This window comes from Bacillus paranthracis, assembly GCF_001883995.1.
Taxonomy (GTDB): Bacteria; Bacillota; Bacilli; order Bacillales; family Bacillaceae_G; genus Bacillus_A; species Bacillus_A paranthracis.
Genome location: NZ_MACE01000027.1, coordinates 107,825 through 124,401, shown reverse-complemented (window position 1 = coordinate 124,401; position 16,577 = coordinate 107,825). Strand labels below are relative to the sequence as shown.

The following is a 16,577-nucleotide window of genomic DNA, read 5'->3' as shown; positions in this document are numbered from 1 at the left end:
TGTCTTTTTGTTAAATCATACTCAATAATATTACGCTTGGAATGCTTCTGTTAATACTGGTACGATTTGTTTTTTACGAGATACTACACCTTTTAATGTAGCAGTATTGTTTTCTAGGGATACGTTGTATGCTTTCTCAACAACGTTTGCTGCTTTACCGATCGCAAGACCGACAGAATCGTTAGTTAAGATATCAGTTACAACGAATAAGAATAGGTCTAAACCTTTTTCTTCTACTACTGCAGAGATAACTTTTTCAAGTTCAGCTTGGTGTACAAGAACGTCATTTGTATCAACAGCGTTTACTTGTGCGATTTCAACTTTCGCATTACCCATTTGGAATTCTTTAGCGTCAAGAGAGATTAATTGCTCCATTGTTTTTCCGCTTAAGTCAGCACCAGCTTTTAACATTTCTAAGCCGTATTTGTCAGCATCTACACCAGCGATTTCCGCTAATTCACGAGCTGCTGCTACGTCTTGCTCTGTGCAAGTTGGAGATTTGAATAGTAAAGAATCTGAAATGATTGCAGATAACATTAAACCTGCAACTTCTTTACGAATTGTAATGCCGTTTTCTTTGTACATCTTGTTTAAAATTGTAGCTGTACAACCAACTGGCTCACAACGGTAGTAAATAGGATCGCTTGTTTCAAAGTTAGCAATACGGTGATGGTCAATAACTTCTAACACACGAACTGATTCGATATCGTTAGCACTTTGTTGACGCTCGTTATGGTCAACTAAAATAACGTTGTCCACTTCGCTTGCAACTGTTTCAACAAAACGCGGTCCTTCTACTTTAAAATAGTCTAACGCAAATTGAGTTTCACCGCTGATTTCGCCTAAACGTACAGGCTCAGCATTCATTCCTAATTCTTTTTTCAATTCTGCATAAGCAATTGCAGAACAAATTGCATCTGTATCTGGGTTTTTATGCCCGAAAACTAGTACTTTTTCCATGTTTTCCACCTCTTCATGAAAAGGATATCTTAAAGAAGCAAATATGACAATATTTAAAGCATAATTTTTTATAAATAATTGCACTTTCTTCTATATTTTTCATCGTTTTTCGTAAAAAAGATCATCTAAAATGAATTAGATGATCGAAATGTATACTTTATTTAAAATAAAGTAGGAACTTGCACTACATGATTTAGCACGTTATTTGATGCTAAACCGTTATTTACAAGGTTAACATCTATAACTTGATAAAATGCATTTCCAGTATCTGCGATTTCCCACACAGCTAAAATAAGGTGATATCCATTTCTATCAGTTGGCACATTTGCTTCATGTGTTACGGAAGTTCCAGGTCTAGCTCCTCCATCATTTTTTACATAGAAAGGCACTAAATCTAAATCAGACCTCGTTAAAGGCTTATTCGGATTCCAATCTTTCTTCGTAATATAATATTTCCACTCTTTCGTACTATGAGGAGCCGTTAGTTTCCACTTGAATGTATTCGTCCCACCGTTTAACGTAACTTTCTTCCACCTATCTACAGTCTGTACATCTAAAGCAGGGAAATGGCCAGCTCCTGCGATTTGACCATCCGAAGGTCCTAATTGCGGGAATCCACCTATTCCTTCTACACTTTGCGGCTCATATTGAATTGGACCGCAGTTTACATTTACCCCTTGCTTACATAAATAAGAACGGCTCGCTGGTGATTCTACGTATCCATGAGCTGAAGCTTTTTCTGAAAAACCGAAAGTTAACAATCCTGTAAGTAATATCCCACCACTTAATATAACTTTCTTCACCTTCTGTAAACCTTTCGTTTTCATCTCGTCATCCCCTTTCCCATAATAAAGCGAAAATAACTATAGTTGCCTAGTCATCTTCTCTACATCCATTATAAGTCGAGGAACATTACGAAAAGAACCCTCTAAAAACTTTCTCAAATTCAATTAGCACATTAATTAAATTCAAATAACACCGCTAGAGAAATATAGACGGTGTTAAAAATCAAACTTTATTATTTTAAGCATGACAGCATTTTAATCATCACTTATAAAAATTTATAATAAATAACTGTTGCATCTAAATTACCATTTGGAGAAATTGCGTATTCTGGTATTTTGCCAGCTTCTTGATAATCTAATGATTTATATAATTTATTCGAAGGATCTCCTTCTCTAGTATCTAGCACTAAAAGAGTCCTGTTTTCTTGCTTCGCTCGTTCCTCTGCTTTGCACATAAGTGAACGTCCAATGCCATTACGTCTAAAGTTTGGATGAGTCATTAACTTACAAATTTCAGCTCTATGAATCCCATTAGGCTTTGTAACGAAATGTAATTGAATACTCCCTGCCACTTCATTATTTATTTTAGCAACATATAAGATCACTTCTGGTGCTAAAACAGTTTCCCAATACTTCGCTGATTCTTTTTGATCCAGTGGAGGTAAAAAACCAATTGACGCCCCATCATTTACAACCGTTTTCAAAAGTTCAGAAAGCTCTTCCATATCATCATTTATTTTCTTAATCTCTTCAATTACTAAATTTTGCATTACTAATCCCCCTTTTGTTTCATTGTACCAATTTTTAAAGGAGGAATAATGATATACTAAGATGAAATTTTTTAAAACATGATTTTTTAGGGAAAGGATAACGATATGAAATATATAGTAGATAGAACATATGCAAAAGAATTACTCGAATGGGCATATGAACAAAACCCCGGTCCTTGGTTTGAACATTCAATAAATGTTGCTCAGGCAACTGAAAACATAATTATAGAACTTATTAAAAATGGGTATAACCTAGATGCTGATATAGCATATAATGCTGCCCTTTTGCATGATATCGGAAGATACAAAGGTTTTACCAAATCGGTCATTCATTCCTACGATGGTTATATGTATATGAATGATTTAGGGTATACAGGAAACGCTGTTATTTGTGTTACACACTCATTCCCATGCAAAAATGAACATATAGATATCGCAGCGGAGTGGAGTCTCGTTCCTGATCATATGAGAATCCAGTTAGTTGAAATATTGAATGAACATTGTAACTACGATTTATACAATAAAGTAATTACTCTTTGTGATGCTCTTGCTGACGCGGATGGTTTTACTACGCTGGAAAGAAGATTGATTTCTGTTGGTTTACGTCACGGTACAACGTCTCATACATCATTACATTGGAAAGGGTTTTATGCAATTAAGAAAGAATTAGAAGCTTTAATCGGTAAAAGCATATACACAGTTCTTCCTGATGTAGAGAATTCGATTTATGAAGATATAAAATATTAAAGTGAATACAAATGTAATTTCACATAAAAAACGTTTTAAACATAAAGTTTAAAACGTTTTTTTCTATTCAATGCTTATGATTTTTCAGTTCTGTTAAACACTCTTGCACTAAAGTTACCGCTTGACTCATTGCAGCTCCACCAGCAAATGCTGCTGATACACCACACGCTTCCAGAATTTCTTTATCTGAACACCCTTGATCAAGACACCCTTTTGTATGATAAACGGTACAATATTCATCTTGCGTTGCTAGACTAATTCCTAATGCAATAAGTTGTTTTTCTCTTTTTGTTAAAGAACCCTCTTGAAAACAAGCTTGCGTGAATGCATTATATGTTTCAGCAATTTCAGGAATTTGGTTTGTAAAACTACCGATTCCTTCTTTATAATGATGTAGAACGTCATTTACTGAACTATGATGTTGTTCGTGTTCCATCTTATTATTACCCCCATTCAAATTATCTGTACCTACTGTAGTATGTGATGAAAAGAAGGCAATATACCTCGTTCAATAGAGTGAATGTTCAGTTTATTTAAACTACAGTTTCAGACTATCATCCACTACCTCTTGTTCTTTAACATTTTTTCTTTGAACCTCTTTACTTCTTTCTTCCCAAAATGTTAAACCTTCAATTCCTACATTTTTAGGATCAAATACTGGATCTTTCCCTTCTTTTTTCTGCGCTTCATAATCTTTTAACACTTTTAATGCGATTTTACTTAATAGTAGAATCGCAATTAAGTTTAACCATGCCATACTACCAATTCCTAAATCCCCAAGATTCCATAAAAGCGACGCTGATTCTATGCTACCGATGTAAACCATAATTAAAAATCCAATTTTCAAAACTGGTTTTAACCAGCTATATTTAAGCTCACGATCTAAATAAGTAAGTGTCGTTTCAGCGATATAGTAGTATGCGAGTAAAGTTGTAAATGCGAAGAAGAAGATTGCGATTGAAATGAATAATGGACCAAACCCAGTCATAACAGTTTCAACTGCTTGTTGTGTATAGATTGGACCAGCATCAACATTCCCTATATTTTTTACAATAGCGCTTTTCCCTTCCGGTATAACATTATACATACCTGTTATTAAAATCATAAGAGCTGTCGCTGTACATACGATAATTGTATCAATGTATACAGAAAAGGCTTGAACTAACCCTTGTTTTGCTGGGTGAGATACTTCAGCCGCAGCAGAGCTATACGTCGCTTCTCCAACGCCAGCTACATTTGAAAATACAGCGCGCTTTACGCCCCATGCAATTGCTGCACCGACGATTCCACCAAACATTTCATTTATACCGAAAGCACTAGAGAAAATTAAAGCGAACATACTTGGAATTTCCGTTACATTCGCAATTAATACGATACATGTAACAATTACATATCCAATTGCCATAAATGGAACGAGCATTTGTGAAACGCCTGCAATTCTCTTTACGCCACCAAAAATGATTGCCGCTAATAATATGACTAACAATATACCAGTTATATATTTGCTAATACCATTAGAGTTTTCGAATCCAACTGCGATACTACTAGATTGAATACCTGGTAATAAAACACCATATGAAAGTGTTACAACGACTGCTACAATGATTGCAAACCATTTCATTTTCAATCCTTTTTCAATGAAATATGGTGTACCACCGCGATATTCATTTCCAACTTTACTTTTATATACTTGAGATAATGTTGATTCAACAAATGCACTAGCTGCTCCTAAAAGAGCCATTACCCACATCCAAAATACAGCTCCAGGCCCGCCGAAAGCGATAGCTGTTGCGACCCCTGCAATATTACCTATTCCGACCCTACCTGATAAGGCTAAACAAAATGCTTGAAAGGATGAAATTCCCGTCTCCGAGCTCTTCCCTTCAAATAATAGTTTAATCATCTCTTTAAAATAACGAATTTGTAGAAAACGAGTTGCAATAGTAAAATACACCCCTGCCCCTAATGCGAAAATAACTAGCCCTATACTCCATACTTGCCCTACTAACCACTCTACTAATTGCTCCATCCAAATCCCCCTTATCATTCTTTAGAACACTATTTTATATATAAGAAAACGGACAACTATTATTAAAACTTCCAGTTGTCCGTCTATCTCATTATTTCATCTCTCTATTACTTTATATTTACCCAAACACTTTTCACTTCTGTGTAATTATCAAGCGCATATGAACCTAACTCACGGCCGATACCAGATTGTTTAAATCCACCAAATGGTGCCGCTGCATTTTCTAAGTTATAATCATTAATCCATACCGTTCCTGCCTTTAATTTATTGGCAACTTGATGTCCTGTTTTAATATTTTGTGTCCATACGCCTGCAGCGAGTCCGTAAGAAGAGCGATTTGCTCTTTCGATTACTTCTTCCGTTGAATCAAATGGAAGTACAACGACAACTGGACCGAAGATTTCTTCCTTAACTATCGTCATATCGTCAGTAACATCTATGAATACTGTTGGCTGTACAAAATAACCTTTTTCAAATGCACGTTCACCACCAGCAGCAACAGTCGCGCCTTCAGCTTTTCCTTGTTCAATGTAATGTAGTACACGCTCTTGTTGCTTTTTAGATACGAGAGGACCCATTTCCGTTTCCTTCTCCATACCTGCTCCAAGTTTCACGTTATTCGCCATTTTTACTAGTTCATTTACGACTGTTTCGTAATGTTTTCGGTGAACGAACACGCGAGATCCAGCACTACAATTTTGGCCGTGATTATACATAATACCTTGGAATGCACCGTTAATCGCTTCTTCTAAATCAGCATCTTCTAAAATGATATTTGGTGATTTACCACCAAGTTCTAACGTTACATGTTTAATTGTTTCTGCAGATTGACGCATAATATATTTTCCTGTAACTGTTGAACCTGTGAAGGCTACTTTATCAATATCATGATGGTTTACAATTGCAGCTCCCGCTTCAGGGCCGAAACCTGGCACAAAGTTTACAACACCATCTGGAAAACCTGCTTCTTTAAAAAGTTTCGCTGTATATAATAACGATAAAGGAGTTTGTTCTGCTGGTTTTAATACGATCGTACAACCTGTTGCTAGTGCAGCTCCCATTTTCCAAGAAGACATAACGAGCGGAAAATTCCAAGGAATAATTTGACCTACAACGCCAACAGGTTCATGGCGTGTGTAATTTAAGTAATCTTTTGAAATCGGAATGGTTTGCCCGATAATTTTCGTAGCCCATCCCGCATAATAGCGATAATTTTCTACAGTCGCTGCAATATCATCATCCAGTGCTACTTGATATGGCTTCCCATTATCTAAAGCTTCTAACTGTGCTAATTCTTCTCCATGCTCTTCTATTAAGTCTGCTAATTTATAAATAAGATGTGCTCTTTCAGCAGTAGTCATTTCTGCCCAAGGTCCTGATTCAAATGCAGATCGTGCCGCTTTTACTGCGACATCGATATCCTCTTCTTGTGCTTCGTATACGACCGCTAAAACATCTTCTGTTGCTGGATTGTATGTTTCAAACGTCTTCCCGCTAATTGAAGGAACAAATTCACCATTAATAAACATTTTAATTTCTTCATTTAAAAACGCTTTCACTTTTGGTTTTAGTTCAATGTTTTTCGTTAACATATATGCTCTCCCCCTTATTTAAACAGCTGCATGAGCTGCAATTTTTGAAATAATCGTTTGAAGTTTTTGCTCTTCTTCTTCAGTTAATCCGAGTCTCGGATAACGTGAAGGTCCTCCAGCTTGCCCGTATAATTCCATTGATCGTTTCACGATTTGTACATATTTTCCTGACCCTTCAAGAAACTCACAAAGAGGTAAAATAGCGTCGTTTATTTCCCAAGCTTTTTCTAATTCACCATTTTGGAAATGCTCATACATTTTTGTAACAAGTCCCGGTACGATATTACCTGCTACTGAAACCCAGCCCGTCGCACCAACTAAATAAGATTCCATAACTAAATCTTCAGATCCACAGAACACTTGAAAAGCACCTTCGCCTTGTCTTACTAAATCTCTCGCTTTTCGAATATCTCCGCTAGATTCTTTAATATGTGTAACATTTTCACAGTCTTTTCCAATACGTAGCATGAGTTCTGTACTCATATCAACACCAGATGTAAACGGGTTATTGTATAACATAATTGGAATATTTACAGCGTTTGAGATTTCTTTAAAATGAAAATATATTTCCTCTTCTTTCGGTTTACAATAATACGAATTTATAATTAATGCACAATCCGCTCCATGCGCTTCTGCATGTTTCGTATATTCAATCGTCTCTTTCGTCGTCTCCGCAGCAGTTCCAACAATAACTGGTATACGACCATCAACTTCTTTTAATACTGTTTCTACCATTTTAAATCGTTCTTCTTTTGATAAACTAACAAACTCTCCTGTGCTTCCATTAATAATAATGCCAGCCACTTTTTTCTCAATAAAGTAGTTTACGTTTTGTTTTACACCGTTCCAATTAATCTCTTGAAAATCATCCATCGGTGTGATTAATACTGGAAATGCCCCTTTAATACTTTTCATATTTATCTCTCCCTTTACTATTTTATTTTAATAAAAATCCTGTCGGAAACGGATCTGTAGGATCTAATAGAAACGTCTGCATCCCTGTAATAAATCCTCTACTTTCAAAACGGAAAATGTAACCCATTTCTTCCTTCTTCACTTTTTCAACAGTTATAAAGCTATTACATATACTTTCATTTATAAAAGGTTTATCCGCTATATAATCATTTTTAAATAATGTATGAACAAAAGACACAATAGTAGAGACAAACCCCGGCGAACGTACGATAAAGTTATCTTCATGAAATGTAATCGACTTTATATGGTTCTTTTCTTTTTGCGAAGAATCTACTAAAATAAGCCTTTTTATTAACGACTGTTTTTGTATAGCTTGTAGTGTACTTTCTCCCCATTTTTTCAATTCAGAAATGTTTTCAATATGAATTTCTGGTGAATACGCATCTTTTTCTACAACTGCGTATACTTTATCTGCCTGTATGAGAGAGTAACTTATATTACCAACTTGTAAATTTTTCTCAATCATATAACATAGTTTACTTTCAAGCGAAACAGATACAACTTCATCATTCTCTACATACGCATGGACTAAAAATATGCCAGATAACGTTTCGATTTTGTATTGATTCGTCTCTCTCTTTTTTAAATATCCGCTTTCTAGTAACATCGTTATGACTGCGACAATACCTCCGTAATGAAGAGGTATTGACCCTTCGTGATTAAAAAATAATACAGCTGCATCGATTTCAGGATGAATAGAAGGAACGACGATACATCCATTTAAACCGATAAAACCACGCGGTTCATTTAATAAAAGCTGCATTTCTTCTGCTAATTCACTTGAAAATTGTTCGTTTAATTGCTCTAAATTGTAGTAGTACTTGCATGGTACATCTTTTATTACACGGAATGCCTCGCCATTTACGTGTACGTCTACTGCTGTATACATTTTTTGAATGTTCATTTTACATCCTCCGTTTCATGTTCCATCGGCGGAATTAGCAAAAAACCTTCTTTCAGTGGATCCTTTTCATTGTAAAAAAATCTATGCATCCCCATAAGCCAAGCTGAACCTGTAATTTTCGTTACGACAGCTTCAATATTTTCAACATTTGTCGTATTTATAACGCACCCTTTAAATAAAGAACCAACGATACTCTCGTGAACAAACTCTTCATCAATCTCAATTTTTTGGTTCGCATATAATACCGCTAACTTTGCTGATGTTCCTGTACCACATGGAGAACGATCAATTCCTCCAGGCGGAACGACAACTGTATTTTTCACATGCGCACTTTCATGTGTAGGATCTGTATAAAACTCCACATGGGTTAATCCTCTAATAAACGAATGCTCTGGATGAATGATTTCAAATTTCTCATTAATGATATTTCTTATATGAATTGCCTTATCTATGATTGTAGATGCGTTTTCTGGTACTAACTCTAACCCTACTGATTTCGCATCGATAATGGCATAAAAATTCCCTCCATACGCAATATCCGCCTCTACAGTTCCAATGTCTTCGACGTCTACAGTAATGTGTTTCAGTAAAAAAGCTGGTATGTTACAAAAGGAGACTTCTTTCGCTTTTCCATCTTGAACAAAGATATCCACTTCAACTAAGCCGGCTGGCGTGTCTAACTTTAACGAGGTAATCGGTTCAACTACCGGAATTAAACCTGATTCAATTAAAGCTGTACATACACCAATTGTATCGTGACCACACATCGGTAAATATCCACCTGTCTCTATGTAAATAACACCAATATCTGCTTCAGGATGACACGGATCTGTTAATAGTGCTCCTGACATTACATCATGACCACGCGGTTCATTCATTAACAATTTGCGAATCCAGTCATACTCCTTTTTCATATGTAACATCTTCTCTGCCATCGTCTCGCCTATTAACTTAGGCAGGCCGCTAATCAATGTTCTCGTTGGATTCCCGCCCGTATGTGTATCAATCGTCGTAAAGACTCTTTGTGACCTCATCCGTTTAACACCCTTTCTGTAAAACGACTCAAACGAAGTGGTTCAATAGGAATGATTGTTTCTTTTTCATTTAATAACTCTTCAATCACTTTTCCTGTAACTGCGGCAAGACTAATGCCATCCCCCTCATGCCCTGCTGCTATAAAGTAATTTGGGATATGTTCCACACGTGAAATAATCGGCAAATGATCTTCTGTCCACGGGCGTAATCCAGCATAGGAACGAATCACCATCATATCCGCCATTTTCGGATAAAAACGTATTGCTCTGTTCGCAATACATTTAATAACCTCGTTATTTATCCTCGTATGAAACCCTACAAACTCTCTACTACTACCAATTAAAAAATTTTGGCTTTCTGTCGGCTCAAACACAAGAGCTACCCCATATTTTTCAGTTAAAGCATCCACTTTTCGTTGTCCGCCAAATTTAGAAATTAAATAACCAAATTCCATTACTTTACGGCAACCAACGTGTTGTTGCCTTGAAGCTACAATAATATGCCCTTTTCTCGGTTCAATTGGGATATTTATATCCAACATTTGTCCGATTTTCGGAGCCCACACACCCGCTGCGTTCACCACTTGCTTCGCAGTAAACGTCCCATTTGTCGTTTCTACAATAAAGGAACCTTCTTTATCTCTTTTCATTTCTTTTACTTCCGTATGATTAAAAGCCTTCGTACCATATTTCTTCGATTCTGCAAGAAGTGAAAAAGCAAGAAGATATGGATTTACAGTCGAATCTGTTGCGCATTCTAACCCGCCTAATAAATCATCTGCAAAAAATGGCGATTCTGCTCTTATATCTTGCCTATCAAGCATTCGAAACGGTAAACCCGCTTCTTTTTGACGATTCACCCATTGCTGCGCTGCTTCCATCTCTTCATCCGACTCACATACAAGAATACTTCCTGGTACCCTATATTCAAATGAGTGCTCTAACTCTTCACTTAAATCCGTTACTAATTTTTGACTTACTAACGACATTTGACTATCAAATCCTGGGTCTTTATCAATAGCCAAAATATTTCCATCGCAGCGTGAAGACGTCCCGCTGACAAATTCTCCTTTTTCAATGATTGTTACGTCTCTTCCGTATTTTGAAGTGTAATAAGCGATCGAGCAGCCAATAATACCGCCGCCAATTATTAAAACGTCGCAGTGCCTCACAAAATACTCCTCCTTCCCCTAAAGCTCTCACTTTCTTTTATGCAATTGACGTGCCAACTGTACATATATACAATTTTTATAAATAATATTTTTATTTGTAAAAATATTTTAAATTTATCGCAAATAAGTGTATTATTTTTTTATCACTGTCAAAATTTTTATACATAATAGGAGGACAATATGGCATTCTCATTTCCCACAATAAAAGAATTTCTAAAAATTTTATCCATTAATCATACATACTGCTTGCAACATATTGAGCAAATTAACGGAAAGTATTATTACCGCCCTTCTACTACAGAAAAATATAACTGCGCAGTAATATATGAAGATGAATCATTCACCGCTTTAATTGACGCGTTTTCCAATGAAATAGTCGTTATCATAATGAACGAAAATAAAGAGCCTATATGCTGTATAACAGCTCAGCAAATCATCCCGTTTCTTGTTAAGTCATACAATGAACTCCATTCTTTTTATAACACCGTAATACAAACAACGGATTCTTCCGTTACAGTCATCGATGATAAAGAACGCGTTTGCACCTGGACAGATGGCGCCGAGAAGATCTTTTCAGTCAAGCATAATGAGATTATTGGGCAACCTATCACTCGTTTTTTTGACTATAAAGATTTGGAAATTTTGCAATCATTACATGACGGAAAAAGTATAATCGCTCAGTTCCATCAACCTCGTCCAGATTTGTTCGTATTAATTAACTCAAATCCAGTTTATTGTAACGATGAAATTATAGGAGCAGTCGTTTCAGAAACTGACGTTACAAATCAAGTCGCATTAAATGAAAAACTATTCAATATGTCACATGAAATGCACCGTTTAGAACAAGAAGTAGCAAAGTATAAAGATGAATCAGACCCTTTTCTTGCGATGAATGGAAAGAGCCCCGTTATACAAAGAACAATACAATTAGCTAGAAAAGTTTGTTCGGTGAAATCAACTGTTTTAATACTCGGCGAAAGTGGTGTTGGAAAAGAAGTATTTGCGAAAGCAATTCATGATGCAAGTGAAGCAGCTAAAGCTCCGTTCATTTCAATTAACTGCGGCGCAATTCCAGAAGCATTATTTGAAAGTGAATTATTCGGCTATGAGCGCGGGGCGTTTTCTGGTGCAAATAGCAAAGGGAAAAAGGGTAAAATAGAGCTCGCGCAAGGCGGCACATTATTCCTTGATGAAATAGGCGAAATGCCGCTCGATATGCAAGTAAAACTTTTACGTGTACTACAAGAAAGAAAATATTACCGAGTTGGTGGAGAAAAAGAGATTCATATTGATTTCCGTATTATCGCTGCTACCAATCGTGATTTACAAGAAGAAATGAGAAAAGGCACGTTCCGAGAAGATTTATACTATCGCCTAAATGTAGTTAGTTTGCATATTCCACCGCTGCGCGAAAGACGCGAAGATATTATTGAATTAACCTATTCTTTCCTAAACGATTTTTCAATAAACTATAACAGACCCATTCGCGACTTACCTTCAAGCATTATGCATGAACTGCTTCATTACAATTGGCCAGGTAATATTCGCGAGCTCCGTAACGTTATTGAAAGACTTGTCGTATTTGCGACAGACGGTATTATAAAGCAAGAATATTTACCATTTCATACAACCGAAACTTTAGATAATCATGCGGCTCATTCCTTATTACTCAGCAACAATAATACAATCCTCTCTTTACAAGAAGAGATGGAGGAACATGAGAAAAAGGTCATTGAGAGGGCTTTACGCATTTTGAATGGAAATAAATTAGAATGTGCGAAACAACTTGGTGTTACGAGAGCCACTTTATATAACCGTTTAAAAAAGCTCGGGTTACAATAAACCTTACCTCCTCTATATTGGCATAGTTTTTGCATTATATAATTTGTGCAAACCGAACTAGAGGAGGAATACATATGACGAATAAAGACCACTTAATTGTTTGTCGATGTGAAGAAGTTACATACGGTCAACTTCAATCGACAATTGCTGAATATAAATGCTCGGCAAGAGAATTAAAACTAAGAACACGTGCTGGCATGGGATTTTGCGGTGGCCGCACATGTAGAATGATGATAGATCGAATGATTGAACATGCAAATCCAGGCGTAACTACAAATGATATTCCATTGAAATATCAACCACCGGTACGAGCAGTTACTTTTGGATCGGTAGGTGAAAGTAAATGAGTAGAATTACACATCACCCTATTTTAGGAAGTTTACATAATAGTAATCGCATTACTTTTCAATTTAACGGTCAACAATATGAAGCATATGAACATGAAACGATTGCGGCCGCTTTACTTGCAAACGGAATAAGAACATTAAGAGTGCACGAAGATAACGGGACGCCGCGAGGTATTTACTGTAATATCGGACATTGTTCTGAATGCCGCGTCACAGTAAACAATCAAGCAAACGTACGAGCATGCTTAACTGTCGTTGAAAAAGATATGGTTGTTGCTAGTGGTAAACAGCATCCAAATATCGTGAGAGAGATGGTGAAAAAGCGATGAATGATGTCATAATTATCGGAGCTGGCCCAGCGGGTTTATCAGCCTCTATCTCTTGCGCTCGATTTGGACTGAATGTACTTGTTATTGATGAATTTATGAAGCCTGGCGGAAGATTGTTAGGACAATTACATCAAGAACCTACTGGAGAATGGTGGAACGGGATAAAAGAATCAAAACGCCTTCACGAAGAAGCACAATCTCTTTCAGTTAATATTCAATGTGGCATTTCCGTCTATAATTTAGATAAAGATGAAAGTTCTTGGTACGTACATACGAATATCGGTACGTTAGAAGCACCGTTCGTTTTACTTGCTACTGGCGCTGCTGAGTACTCCATTCCCCTTCCCGGTTGGACACTTCCAGGAGTCATGTCAATCGGGGCAGCCCAAGTAATGACAAATGTTCATCGCGTTCAAGTTGGGGAAAAAGGAATCATTATTGGTGCTAACATTTTGTCATTCGCTATTTTGAATGAATTACAATTAGCAGGCATCAAAGTTGAACATATCGTACTTCCTGAAAAAAGTGAATTAAGTCAACAGGCTGGAGAACCAGAAGAAGTTTTAAACTCTCTTTTAAATGCGGCTCATCTCGCTCCTTCTGCTTTTCTACGCATAGGTAGCCATTTTATGAAATATGACTGGATTCGAAAAGCCGGATTAACCTTCTATCCAAACAGCGGAATGAAAATAAACGGTACACCTCTTCACCTTCGAAAAGCAGCTCTTGAAATTATCGGAACAAATCAAGTTGAAGGTGTACGCATTGCTAATATTGATACGAAAGGAAATATCGTAACCGGATCGGAACAAATATATGAAGCAGACTTCGTTTGTATTGCCGGTGGCTTATATCCTCTCGCTGAACTAGCCGCTGTAGCTGGCTGTCCGTTCCGTTACATTCCGGAATTAGGCGGGCATGTTCCTCTCCATTCCGAAACAATGGAAACCCCTCTTTCTGGTTTATTTGTAGCCGGCAATATAACTGGCATTGAAAGCGGGAAAATTGCAATGGCACAAGGGACTGTTGCTGGATATTCAATTGTAAAACAGGCAAATAAAAAATCCCATTCTGTGGAACAACAATTGCAACAAGCAATCCAACATGTACATGCGGTACGTCAACAAGCTGCCATTCAATTTAACCAAGGTGTTGATGTCGGTAGACGGAAAATGAATGAAATTTGGCGTGATTATTCCCTTGCATATGCACATACTAAAAAGAGCTGCTGAGAATACTCTCAACAGCTCTTTTTCCTACTCATCTGAGTTATTAAATTTCGCTAACGCGTAAATACCTTCTTCATCATCTAATTCAAGTTGTAATCTCGCCGCAAATGAATTGACATTATATTCTCTGTCAAGTAATAAGCGTAGTGCTTCGATTAAGTTCGCTTGAATTAAAATTTGCTGGCGACCATTTACCTCTACTTCAGCAGAAAAACCATAGTCATCGTCGTACATAAGTTCAACTAAAACTTCTTCTGGACCAACTTGTCTTTTTTCAGCGATATATACGCAAAGGGCATTGATCAGTTCTTGTTCAGAAATTTTTATCGTTTCCATGCTACTTCATCTTCCTTTTTCTTACGTTGATCTTTGAAGTATTTAAATGCACGAATTGCTAACATTACGATACCAGCCATTACTAACATATTTACCATAAATGCTAATACAGAACCAAGAGCTCCCATATTTGCAAATAAGCTACCCATTAGTAAACCACCGAGACCACCTAGTAATAAACCTTTCATAAAGCTTCCTTTATTACTTTTTGGTGCTGTATTTGTTGCTTTTGTTTTTGAATCAGGAGTCGTTTTTTGAGAATTTACATTTGAGTCTTTTTTGTTTAAATCAACTTTTGACTTTTGACCTGAACTTGGTGTAAACGACTTTTTACCAGATTTGTAACTCTTCGCTGCTGCGTGATCTACAAACATGAAGCTACTAGCTCCAAAGATAACCATGAATGCTGTCATGACTGCTACAAGTTTTTTCAACATATTATATCCATTCTCCTTTTATATAGATATATGTGAAATCTACCTTTCTAGTAAATTCAGAATGATAGATTTATTTTTAAAAACATTTTAAAGGTTCTTATGAACTTATTATATGAACTTTTGTCGAAATATGCAAGTGTTATTTACTTCCGACAGTTTAGTGACAAAGGAAAAATTAAGCAAAACAGAATTGACTTTAAATGAAACAAAACATATTATAGGTTCATAAGAACTTTTTATTATTTATGGAGGTGAAAAGATGGAAACATTTCATCTCACACGAAACGAAATGGCTACCCTTCTTCTATCATTAAGAGGATGGAATACGAAAAAGCCTCTCGGTATTTTACAAGAAGCTTGGGCAAAGTCACATAAAAAAGATATTGAAAGCGGACAAAGCGTAACTGCTTTTATCACTACCGCACTTTCACCTATTTTTGAAAAACTGATAAAAATTGACGATACAGACGTCGGTTTCTCTTTAAATGAAATAGTCGCGCTTGGCAATCAGATCGAAAACACAAGTTTCTCTGTAACTGCCATGCAAAACTGGGTGAAACGAGATATAAAAGAAATGATTGGCTCTCCTCAAAAAGGAAAAAAATATTCAATTGAACAAGCAGCCTTACTATTCATTGTTGAAGATTTAAAAACAGCACTTGATTTTGAATCCATTCGTAAGCTATTACGCCTTATCGTAAACGACCCAGCCGATCGAAGTGATGACTTAATCAATCCTGTTCATTTATATGGAGCATACTCTTCTCTATTTGAAGAACTCAATCAAGGGAATTGCTTACAATTAAATGCAACAGATACAATCCATACAATTGAAAACATCGTAAAAGAAAGAGCTGATAAAATTGCAAGCAAGTTCGATCAGGTTAATAACGAACAACGTGAAGCAATCCGTAACGCCATTATTATCGCCACACTTTCTGTACATACCGCATATGTACAAATGTTAGCGAAACGTTACGTAACAGCAACTTTATTTCTACAAAATTTAGATGTGAAACCGTAAAAAAACAAGCATCCCCCCTATCTTATATGTAGAACTGGGAGATGCTTGTTTTTTATATCAATATA

Annotated in this window: 18 protein-coding genes; 6 read left to right on the top strand and 12 right to left on the bottom strand. The window is 36.4% G+C overall.

Features of this window, described 5'->3' with window-relative positions:
• Positions 1 to 30 precede the first annotated feature (30 nt).
• The 3 genes from ppaC to BAQ46_RS12300 all read right to left on the bottom strand — a co-directional run bounded on the left by ppaC (position 31) and on the right by BAQ46_RS12300 (position 2,515).
• Positions 31 to 960, bottom strand: coding sequence for a manganese-dependent inorganic pyrophosphatase (ppaC, locus tag BAQ46_RS12310; protein WP_000416855.1), 930 nt, complete (start codon positions 958 to 960; stop codon positions 31 to 33).
• Positions 961 to 1,121: 161 nt separating this feature from the next.
• Positions 1,122 to 1,787 carry a lytic polysaccharide monooxygenase gene (locus BAQ46_RS12305; protein WP_000850064.1) on the bottom strand — a complete coding sequence of 222 codons (666 nt, stop codon included), beginning with the start codon at positions 1,785 to 1,787 and terminating at the stop codon, positions 1,122 to 1,124.
• A gap of 224 nt (positions 1,788 to 2,011) precedes the next feature.
• Positions 2,012 to 2,515 (bottom strand): GNAT family N-acetyltransferase, encoded by a 504-nt coding sequence (locus BAQ46_RS12300; protein WP_071741981.1) that lies wholly within the window; start codon positions 2,513 to 2,515, stop codon positions 2,012 to 2,014.
• Between the two features lie 105 nt (positions 2,516 to 2,620).
• Here BAQ46_RS12300 and BAQ46_RS12295 point away from each other — a divergent pair, with 105 nt between their 5' ends.
• Positions 2,621 to 3,262: an HD domain-containing protein gene (locus BAQ46_RS12295; protein ID WP_000875266.1), complete on the top strand. Its 642-nt coding sequence runs from the start codon at positions 2,621 to 2,623 to the stop codon at positions 3,260 to 3,262.
• 67 nt (positions 3,263 to 3,329) lie between these two features.
• Here the strand turns inward: BAQ46_RS12295 and BAQ46_RS12290 are convergent, their stop codons facing one another.
• The 7 genes from BAQ46_RS12290 to BAQ46_RS12260 all read right to left on the bottom strand — a co-directional run bounded on the left by BAQ46_RS12290 (position 3,330) and on the right by BAQ46_RS12260 (position 10,968).
• Positions 3,330 to 3,698: a carboxymuconolactone decarboxylase family protein gene (locus BAQ46_RS12290; RefSeq protein ID WP_000399705.1), complete on the bottom strand. Its 369-nt coding sequence runs from the start codon at positions 3,696 to 3,698 to the stop codon at positions 3,330 to 3,332.
• 102 nt (positions 3,699 to 3,800) lie between these two features.
• Positions 3,801 to 5,291, bottom strand: coding sequence for an alanine/glycine:cation symporter family protein (locus BAQ46_RS12285; RefSeq protein ID WP_000436985.1), 1,491 nt, complete (start codon positions 5,289 to 5,291; stop codon positions 3,801 to 3,803).
• A gap of 107 nt (positions 5,292 to 5,398) precedes the next feature.
• Entirely contained in the window at positions 5,399 to 6,883 is a 1,485-nt protein-coding gene (locus BAQ46_RS12280; protein WP_000956381.1) for an aldehyde dehydrogenase family protein, read from the bottom strand.
• 18 nt (positions 6,884 to 6,901) lie between these two features.
• Positions 6,902 to 7,798: a 4-hydroxy-tetrahydrodipicolinate synthase gene (gene dapA / locus BAQ46_RS12275; RefSeq protein ID WP_071741980.1), complete on the bottom strand. Its 897-nt coding sequence runs from the start codon at positions 7,796 to 7,798 to the stop codon at positions 6,902 to 6,904.
• Positions 7,799 to 7,820: 22 nt separating this feature from the next.
• Positions 7,821 to 8,762, bottom strand: coding sequence for a proline racemase family protein (locus BAQ46_RS12270; protein WP_071741979.1), 942 nt, complete (start codon positions 8,760 to 8,762; stop codon positions 7,821 to 7,823).
• The gene (locus BAQ46_RS12265) at positions 8,759 to 9,796 is read right to left on the bottom strand and encodes a proline racemase family protein (protein WP_001257530.1); all 1,038 of its coding nucleotides are present in this window, start codon (positions 9,794 to 9,796) and stop codon (positions 8,759 to 8,761) included. The genes BAQ46_RS12270 and BAQ46_RS12265 overlap by 4 nt, the downstream gene beginning before the upstream one ends.
• Positions 9,793 to 10,968 carry an NAD(P)/FAD-dependent oxidoreductase gene (locus tag BAQ46_RS12260; protein ID WP_071741978.1) on the bottom strand — a complete coding sequence of 392 codons (1,176 nt, stop codon included), beginning with the start codon at positions 10,966 to 10,968 and terminating at the stop codon, positions 9,793 to 9,795. The genes BAQ46_RS12265 and BAQ46_RS12260 overlap by 4 nt, the downstream gene beginning before the upstream one ends.
• Positions 10,969 to 11,148: 180 nt before the next feature.
• On the opposite strand from BAQ46_RS12260, the gene BAQ46_RS12255 reads away from it, so the two are divergent.
• The 4 genes from BAQ46_RS12255 to BAQ46_RS12240 all read left to right on the top strand — a co-directional run bounded on the left by BAQ46_RS12255 (position 11,149) and on the right by BAQ46_RS12240 (position 14,718).
• A complete protein-coding gene (locus BAQ46_RS12255) occupies positions 11,149 to 12,810 on the top strand; it encodes a sigma-54 interaction domain-containing protein (protein WP_061184661.1) in 1,662 nt (553 codons plus the stop codon).
• A 74-nt stretch (positions 12,811 to 12,884) separates the two neighbouring features.
• Positions 12,885 to 13,157, top strand: a complete 273-nt coding sequence (locus tag BAQ46_RS12250; RefSeq protein ID WP_000182238.1) for a (2Fe-2S)-binding protein — start codon at positions 12,885 to 12,887, stop codon at positions 13,155 to 13,157.
• Positions 13,154 to 13,486, top strand: a complete 333-nt coding sequence (locus BAQ46_RS12245; protein ID WP_000087049.1) for a (2Fe-2S)-binding protein — start codon at positions 13,154 to 13,156, stop codon at positions 13,484 to 13,486. Before BAQ46_RS12250 ends, BAQ46_RS12245 begins: the two co-directional genes overlap by 4 nt.
• On the top strand, positions 13,483 to 14,718 hold the full coding sequence (locus tag BAQ46_RS12240; protein WP_061130583.1) for an NAD(P)/FAD-dependent oxidoreductase: 1,236 nt from the start codon (positions 13,483 to 13,485) through the stop codon (positions 14,716 to 14,718). The genes BAQ46_RS12245 and BAQ46_RS12240 overlap by 4 nt, the downstream gene beginning before the upstream one ends.
• A gap of 24 nt (positions 14,719 to 14,742) precedes the next feature.
• Here the strand turns inward: BAQ46_RS12240 and BAQ46_RS12235 are convergent, their stop codons facing one another.
• Both BAQ46_RS12235 and BAQ46_RS12230 read right to left on the bottom strand, forming a co-directional pair.
• On the bottom strand, positions 14,743 to 15,051 hold the full coding sequence (locus tag BAQ46_RS12235; RefSeq protein ID WP_000447759.1) for a YxcD family protein: 309 nt from the start codon (positions 15,049 to 15,051) through the stop codon (positions 14,743 to 14,745).
• Positions 15,039 to 15,488, bottom strand: coding sequence for a hypothetical protein (locus BAQ46_RS12230; RefSeq protein ID WP_000914477.1), 450 nt, complete (start codon positions 15,486 to 15,488; stop codon positions 15,039 to 15,041). The genes BAQ46_RS12235 and BAQ46_RS12230 overlap by 13 nt, the downstream gene beginning before the upstream one ends.
• 259 nt (positions 15,489 to 15,747) lie before the next feature.
• On the opposite strand from BAQ46_RS12230, the gene BAQ46_RS12225 reads away from it, so the two are divergent.
• Positions 15,748 to 16,512 (top strand): DUF1836 domain-containing protein, encoded by a 765-nt coding sequence (locus BAQ46_RS12225; RefSeq protein WP_000447224.1) that lies wholly within the window; start codon positions 15,748 to 15,750, stop codon positions 16,510 to 16,512.
• Positions 16,513 to 16,577 lie beyond the last annotated feature (65 nt).

Bases quoted from the DNA above. Each gene is read 5' to 3' on its own strand.
- ppaC (WP_000416855.1), bottom strand. From the start codon at position 960: ATGGAAAAAGTACTAGTTTTCGGGCATAAAAACCCAGATACAGATGCA.
- BAQ46_RS12305 (WP_000850064.1), bottom strand. From the start codon at position 1,787: ATGAAAACGAAAGGTTTACAGAAGGTGAAGAAAGTTATATTAAGTGGT.
- BAQ46_RS12300 (WP_071741981.1), bottom strand. From the start codon at position 2,515: ATGCAAAATTTAGTAATTGAAGAGATTAAGAAAATAAATGATGATATG.
- BAQ46_RS12295 (WP_000875266.1), top strand. From the start codon at position 2,621: ATGAAATATATAGTAGATAGAACATATGCAAAAGAATTACTCGAATGG.
- BAQ46_RS12290 (WP_000399705.1), bottom strand. From the start codon at position 3,698: ATGGAACACGAACAACATCATAGTTCAGTAAATGACGTTCTACATCAT.
- BAQ46_RS12285 (WP_000436985.1), bottom strand. From the start codon at position 5,291: ATGGAGCAATTAGTAGAGTGGTTAGTAGGGCAAGTATGGAGTATAGGG.
- BAQ46_RS12280 (WP_000956381.1), bottom strand. From the start codon at position 6,883: ATGTTAACGAAAAACATTGAACTAAAACCAAAAGTGAAAGCGTTTTTA.
- dapA (WP_071741980.1), bottom strand. From the start codon at position 7,798: ATGAAAAGTATTAAAGGGGCATTTCCAGTATTAATCACACCGATGGAT.
- BAQ46_RS12270 (WP_071741979.1), bottom strand. From the start codon at position 8,762: ATGAACATTCAAAAAATGTATACAGCAGTAGACGTACACGTAAATGGC.
- BAQ46_RS12265 (WP_001257530.1), bottom strand. From the start codon at position 9,796: ATGAGGTCACAAAGAGTCTTTACGACGATTGATACACATACGGGCGGG.
- BAQ46_RS12255 (WP_061184661.1), top strand. From the start codon at position 11,149: ATGGCATTCTCATTTCCCACAATAAAAGAATTTCTAAAAATTTTATCC.
- BAQ46_RS12250 (WP_000182238.1), top strand. From the start codon at position 12,885: ATGACGAATAAAGACCACTTAATTGTTTGTCGATGTGAAGAAGTTACA.
- BAQ46_RS12245 (WP_000087049.1), top strand. From the start codon at position 13,154: ATGAGTAGAATTACACATCACCCTATTTTAGGAAGTTTACATAATAGT.
- BAQ46_RS12240 (WP_061130583.1), top strand. From the start codon at position 13,483: ATGAATGATGTCATAATTATCGGAGCTGGCCCAGCGGGTTTATCAGCC.
- BAQ46_RS12235 (WP_000447759.1), bottom strand. From the start codon at position 15,051: ATGGAAACGATAAAAATTTCTGAACAAGAACTGATCAATGCCCTTTGC.
- BAQ46_RS12230 (WP_000914477.1), bottom strand. From the start codon at position 15,488: ATGTTGAAAAAACTTGTAGCAGTCATGACAGCATTCATGGTTATCTTT.
- BAQ46_RS12225 (WP_000447224.1), top strand. From the start codon at position 15,748: ATGGAAACATTTCATCTCACACGAAACGAAATGGCTACCCTTCTTCTA.